General features: G+C 70.5%; 7 protein-coding genes and 1 pseudogene. 4 read left to right on the forward strand and 4 right to left on the reverse strand.

Annotated features, from left to right (window positions below):
* Both Q1V87_RS14575 and Q1V87_RS14580 read right to left on the reverse strand, forming a co-directional pair.
* On the reverse strand, window positions 1-814 hold an 814-nt coding region (locus tag Q1V87_RS14575), incomplete at its 3' end, for an allophanate hydrolase subunit 1 (RefSeq protein ID WP_300594414.1).
* Window positions 808-1563, reverse strand: coding sequence for a 5-oxoprolinase subunit PxpA (locus Q1V87_RS14580; RefSeq protein ID WP_300594417.1), 756 nt, complete (start codon window positions 1561-1563; stop codon window positions 808-810). The genes Q1V87_RS14575 and Q1V87_RS14580, both read right to left, overlap by 7 nt.
* 33 nt (window positions 1564-1596) lie before the next feature.
* On the opposite strand from Q1V87_RS14580, the gene Q1V87_RS14585 reads away from it, so the two are divergent.
* The 3 genes from Q1V87_RS14585 (at window position 1597) to Q1V87_RS14595 (ending at window position 3664) form a co-directional block, all read left to right on the forward strand.
* A complete protein-coding gene (locus Q1V87_RS14585) occupies window positions 1597-2472 on the forward strand; it encodes a spermidine synthase (RefSeq protein WP_300594420.1) in 876 nt (291 codons plus the stop codon).
* 133 nt (window positions 2473-2605) lie between these two features.
* Window positions 2606-3139 (forward strand): tetratricopeptide repeat protein, encoded by a 534-nt coding sequence (locus tag Q1V87_RS14590; RefSeq protein WP_300594423.1) that lies wholly within the window; start codon window positions 2606-2608, stop codon window positions 3137-3139.
* Window positions 3140-3175: 36 nt separating this feature from the next.
* Window positions 3176-3664: a SprT-like domain-containing protein gene (locus tag Q1V87_RS14595; RefSeq protein WP_300594426.1), complete on the forward strand. Its 489-nt coding sequence runs from the start codon at window positions 3176-3178 to the stop codon at window positions 3662-3664.
* A gap of 6 nt (window positions 3665-3670) precedes the next feature.
* Here the strand turns inward: Q1V87_RS14595 and Q1V87_RS14600 are convergent, their stop codons facing one another.
* Complete coding sequence (locus Q1V87_RS14600; RefSeq protein ID WP_300594429.1) at window positions 3671-4198, reverse strand: 2-phosphosulfolactate phosphatase; 528 nt, start codon at window positions 4196-4198, stop codon at window positions 3671-3673.
* A 40-nt stretch (window positions 4199-4238) separates the two neighbouring features.
* On the opposite strand from Q1V87_RS14600, the gene Q1V87_RS14605 reads away from it, so the two are divergent.
* On the forward strand, window positions 4239-4766 hold the full coding sequence (locus Q1V87_RS14605; RefSeq protein WP_300594432.1) for a hypothetical protein: 528 nt from the start codon (window positions 4239-4241) through the stop codon (window positions 4764-4766).
* A gap of 14 nt (window positions 4767-4780) precedes the next feature.
* Here Q1V87_RS14605 and Q1V87_RS14610 read toward each other — a convergent pair.
* Window positions 4781-4997 (reverse strand): annotated as a pseudogene (locus Q1V87_RS14610) (ABC transporter permease); the annotation flags it as partial.

A 4997-nucleotide genomic window follows, 5' to 3' on the forward strand; every position in this document is an offset into this window, starting at 1 on the left:
GAAGCAGCGGCCGGGTCTCGACATCCCTCTGCTCCCCCGATACCGCGTGTACGGCTGTTTCGTGCGGGTGCGGCGCATCAGTGCGCAGCGGATGCACAGAACTGCCGCGGCCTGCGGGGGTACGGGCCGCAGGGGGGTCAGCGACCTCGCGAAACCGGACGCGCATGCCGGGGCGCAGGAGCGCGGGCGCTGCGGCGTCCGGATCGAAAAGCGGAGCCGAGGTTGCCCCGATCAGCCGCCACCCGCCCGGCGTCGATCGCGGGTAGGCGCCCGAGAAGGTTCCCGCGAGGCCCACGGACCCAGCCGGCACCCGCGTCCGAGGGGATGCGAGGCGGGGCACGTCGAAGGGCCAGTCCTCGCTCACCAGGTATCCGAATCCGGGTGCGAACCCCGTGAACGCGACGGTCCAGGTAGCCGCCTGGTGAGTCGAGACGAGCTCGGCGGGGCGGATGCCGAGGAGAGCTGCGGTCTCGTCGAGGTCAGGCCCGTCGTACCGGATGCCGATCTCGACATCCGTATCGCCGGGCGAGGGCGGGTGCCGCGATGGGTCGAGTACCGCAGCGGCGAGCGCGTCGGCGAGGTTCTTCTCGATCCAGGCGCGCACGATCGAGGCGGCGACCTCACGCGGCGCGAAGCGCACCAGCACGGTGCGCGCGGCGGGCACGAGATCCACGACACCGGCGGGCTGCGCCTTCGCGAGCCGCTCACGCAGCGCGATGACGACCCGCAACGCCGCGGGCGGGCTGAGGTCTTCGGGAACCTCAGCGAGCAGACCCGTGTCGCCGAAGACTCGGACCCGGGCGCCTGTCACCATGGCGCTCGTACCGATACGGATGCCGCATCCAACGCAGCGCGCACCGCCCGCGCGGCCGCCACCGACCCCGGCGAATCGCCGTGCAGACAGAAGGAGGCTGCCGCCACGGCGACGCTCGATCCGTCGACCGCGACGACAGTGCGCTCGCGTGCTAGGCGCACGGCCCGCGCGGCTGCGGCGTCAGGGTCCTCGATGACCGCGCCGGGTTCGCCGCGGGGGACGAGCTCGCCGCTGGGCGTATAGCCGCGGTCGAGGAACGCTTCGGCCACGACCTCTAGACCGTGCTCGCGCGCCGCCCCGGATATCTCGCCGGGCATGGCAAGGATCGGCAGCCCGCGGCCCAGCCGGTGGGACAGATCCGACACGGCTTCGGCGAGCGCAGTCGCGTGCGCGGCATCCGTCGTGACGGCGTGATACAGGGCACCGTGGGGCTTGATGTACCGGATGTCGGCACCGACATCGACGAGAGCATCCAGCTGTGCAGACACCGCGGCACGGAGTTCGGCAGCGGCGATCGCCAGGGGCCGCCGGCCGAATCCCGGCCTGTCGGGGTAGGAGGGGTGGGCGCCGATCGCCACACCGAACCGTGCAGCCCGCTCGACGGCCTCGGCCATGGACCGTGCATCCCCGGCGTGGCCGCCGCACGCGACATTCGCGCTGGAGATCACGGCGAACAGCGCCTCGTCGTCAGCTGTCGGAACGCCGTCGACAGTCTCGCCGAGGTCGGCGTTCAGGTCGATGGTCGTCATGCGACCACGGTACGCCCGGTCTACGGTGGAAGCGTGGCCCGAGCGCACGTCGAAGCCCCGCCGCCGCAGGTGCGGCTGTCGGACGGATCTCTCGCGCGCATCGTGCCCTCGGCATTTGCGAGCGGCTGGGAGCTCGAGGTCGGCGGCACGCCGCAGTCGCACGTCGATCTCGCTGATCCCACGCACCTGCACTTCGAGTACGTCGCGCGGATGGGCGCCGTGATCGACCAGCTCGGGGAGCCCCGAGAGCCCGTGACCGCCATCCATCTCGGTGCCGGTGCATACACACTCCCCCGCTATGTCGAGGCGACGCGGCCCGGATCACGGCAGCAGGTCATCGAACTCGAACCCGCGTTGGTGACTCTCGTCCGCGAACATCTGCCGCTGCCCTCCAGTGCACGAGCCGGCGGCTCGATCCGCACACGGACGGGCGATGCCCGCGCCGTGCTGGAACGCTTGCCCGCGGGTCTGCGCGGTCAGGCCGACCTCATGGTCTCCGACATCTTCCACGGCGCGCGCACTCCCGCGCACGTAACCAGCATCGAGTTCTACAGCCTCGCGGCACGCTACCTCAGCGACACCGGCGTGCTCCTGGTCAACGTCGCCGACGGGGCGGGACTCGCCTTCGCCCGCCGCCAAGCCGCTACCGTGCGCAGCGAGCTCCCCCACGTCGCTCTGCTTGCCGAGGTTCAAGTGCTCAAGGGCCGGCGCTTCGGGAACATCGTGATCGCGGCATCCCGCAATCCGCTTCCCACCGCGTGGCTCCCCCGGCTGATGGCCGCGGGACCGCATCCGGCCAAGGTTGCTCAGGGCGCAGAGATCGACGCATTCATCGCGGGTTCGCGCATCGTCACGGATGCCGACGCAGCGCCATCCCCGGCGCCATCGGCAACACTGTTCGAGCGCTGACGGCGTGGGAAGTCGGCACCGCTCGCCGGCGCCGCCACAATAAGAGCGCACCGCGTATGGGGCGAGGTGCGGCGAGGATGCGGGATCTGGCGGGTTGACCCCGGCGATCACCGCTCTGCGGGAAGGAGCGCGAGTGAGCTATATCCACGGCTACGACCCCGTCACGTTGCGCGAAGTGGTCAACCCCCGCGACTGCCGCGAACGCCTCGACGAGCTGGGCGACCAGCGCTCGCTTCCCGCCCTCCTCGAACGGGTGTGGCTGTTGAAGGTGCTCGACCGGCTCGATGACGCGCTCGAGATCGCCGACCAGACGGTGCGCACCGCGCGGATGGCGGGAACGCGCAAAGATCTGCTGCGCGCGCGCATCCTTCACGCCACAGTGCTGCAGTTTCGCGGATCGCTCGCTGCCGCCGCGCAGGAGCTGACCACCTGTGCTCTCGAGGCCGAGGGCGCGGGTTGGGCTTCGATCGCCGCGTTCGCCTATCAGCACCGCGGCAAGGTGCACTACGACGCGGGAGACTTCGACGCGGCCCGCGCTGACTTCAAGCGCGCACTCTTCGCGCGCCAGAGCACGGCAACACCCGACGACCAGCTCGAGTCGACTCTTCTCGCAATCGACGCTGCCGAGCGTCGCCGCGCCGAGAACGGCGCGGCAGTCGCCAGCTGACCGGTCGGTGTCTGAGGCCCCGCTTACGCTGTCGTCATGTCCGAGTTGCACCGCGTTCGCCACTGGGCCGAGGCACTGCTTTCGGTGCACCTGAGCCCGGAGTGGTCGTTCGGTTTCGACAACGCAAAGCGGCGCGCAGGCCTGTGTGACTTCACTCGCAAGCGCATCACGGTTTCCCGGTACCTCGCGGCCCGCCACGACGATGACACCAACCACCAGACACTGCTTCACGAAGTGGCACACGCCCTCGCCGGCGCGGCAGCAGGGCACGGTCCGCGCTGGAAAGCCATCGCGCGAGACCTCGGCTATGTGGGTGGCACCACGCACCACGGAGAGACCGCGACCGAGCTCGCGCCCTGGGTGGGGGTATGCCCTGCCGGTCACGTCGCCTACCGGCACCGACGCGCGAGCCGTCAGACATCCTGCGCCCGCTGCGCTCCCCGCTTCGACGAGCGCTACCTGCTCACGTGGTCCAGGCGCGAGATCACGGCGTCGGTACGGCTCGCCGCGATGACTCCGCGCTGACGTTCGCTAGACCGGGGAATCGGCATCCACCGACGCAGCGGCGAGCACGTCGTCACGCCGTCCAGCTTCAAGCCAGGCCTGCCCGGTAGCGCTGGCGGTGAGCAGGTGGCGAGCGGCTGACCGCAGCCCCCGGAACGCCTCGCAGGCAGCGGCAGCCTCGGGCGAGGTGTGGTCGATCCCCCGCACCGCAAGCGCGTCGATCACAGCACCAGCGCCGAGGATATCCTCCACAGCGAACCGGGTCCCGGCTGCATCGGTCGCCCCGCACGCGATCACGACGATGCTCGTTCGCGCACCCCGACGATGCTGCTCCGCGAGAGCGGCGTCTGCGGTGACACTCGCCGAACGAAGCCCGCCCTGCAGCACGACACTTCCCGCAGCCGTGGCCTGAGCCGAGATGGCGTCAGCGTCAGAGTCTGCGTCGGGAAGGACGTCGACCACGATGGTGATCTCACCCGACGCGAGCCGATCCAACCCGGCAGTTCCCCAGTCGAAGCGGACCTGGTATCGATGCTGATCGGACGGTGTCGGCATCCGTCCAGCGTAGAACGAGACCGGATGCGAGACTTGCCGCATGCGCGTGCTCAGCAAGTTCACGATCGATTGCGACACCGACGCCGCCTGGCGCGCTCTGCACTCGCCGCGGGTGCTGGCCGAGGTGTACGGCCCGTTCCTCGACATGCAGCCGCTGGAAGCGATGCCGACACAGTGGGAGCACGGCCAGAATGCTGCAGTCGGGCTCAGTGTCGCCGGGCTTATCCCGGTCGGCCGTCAGCTCATCTCGATCACGGATGCCGAACGCGAGGTGGACGGGGTGCGCGTGCGGATCATCCGCGACTCCGGGATGCCGCTGACTGGCCCGCTCGCAGTCCTCGACGTCTGGGACCACCAGATGGCGGTGTCTCCTCTGCCGGACGGCCGCACCCTGTGGCGAGAGCGCCTCGTGATCGGTGGCGCCGCTGCACCCGCGCTATGGCCTGGCCTGTGGGCAGTCTGGCAGTGGCGGGCCGCCCGCCTCCGTCAGATCGCGCCGTCGTGGGCGCACGATCCGGATGCCGCGACAGCCGAGCCAGCCGAGACTGACACGGCCGCCACGGCCTGACCTCCACGCCCCGGCTACTCGCTCAGCGCCGCCACCGGCGCGACGCGGGTCGCCAGGCGTGTGGGGGTAACCGATGCGGCGACAGTGAGGATCGCCGTTGCCGCGACAATCACCAGGAGGGGCCCCAGCGGCACGGCAGGCCAAACGATGCCCGCCGGCGTGACCCCGTCGGGGTTGGTGGGAACGCTGCCGAGCAGCGACTGCGCACCGGCCCAGCCGTAGGCGATACCG

Source organism: Microbacterium sp., from assembly GCF_030149085.1.
GTDB lineage: Bacteria > Actinomycetota > Actinomycetes > Actinomycetales > Microbacteriaceae > Microbacterium.

Excerpts from the sequence above, each read along its gene's own strand:
- Q1V87_RS14605 (WP_300594432.1), top strand. The coding sequence starts at position 4,239 with ATGCGCGTGCTCAGCAAGTTCACGATCGATTGCGACACCGACGCCGCC.
- Q1V87_RS14600 (WP_300594429.1), bottom strand. The coding sequence starts at position 4,198 with ATGCCGACACCGTCCGATCAGCATCGATACCAGGTCCGCTTCGACTGG.
- Q1V87_RS14580 (WP_300594417.1), bottom strand. The coding sequence starts at position 1,563 with ATGACGACCATCGACCTGAACGCCGACCTCGGCGAGACTGTCGACGGC.
- Q1V87_RS14595 (WP_300594426.1), top strand. The coding sequence starts at position 3,176 with ATGTCCGAGTTGCACCGCGTTCGCCACTGGGCCGAGGCACTGCTTTCG.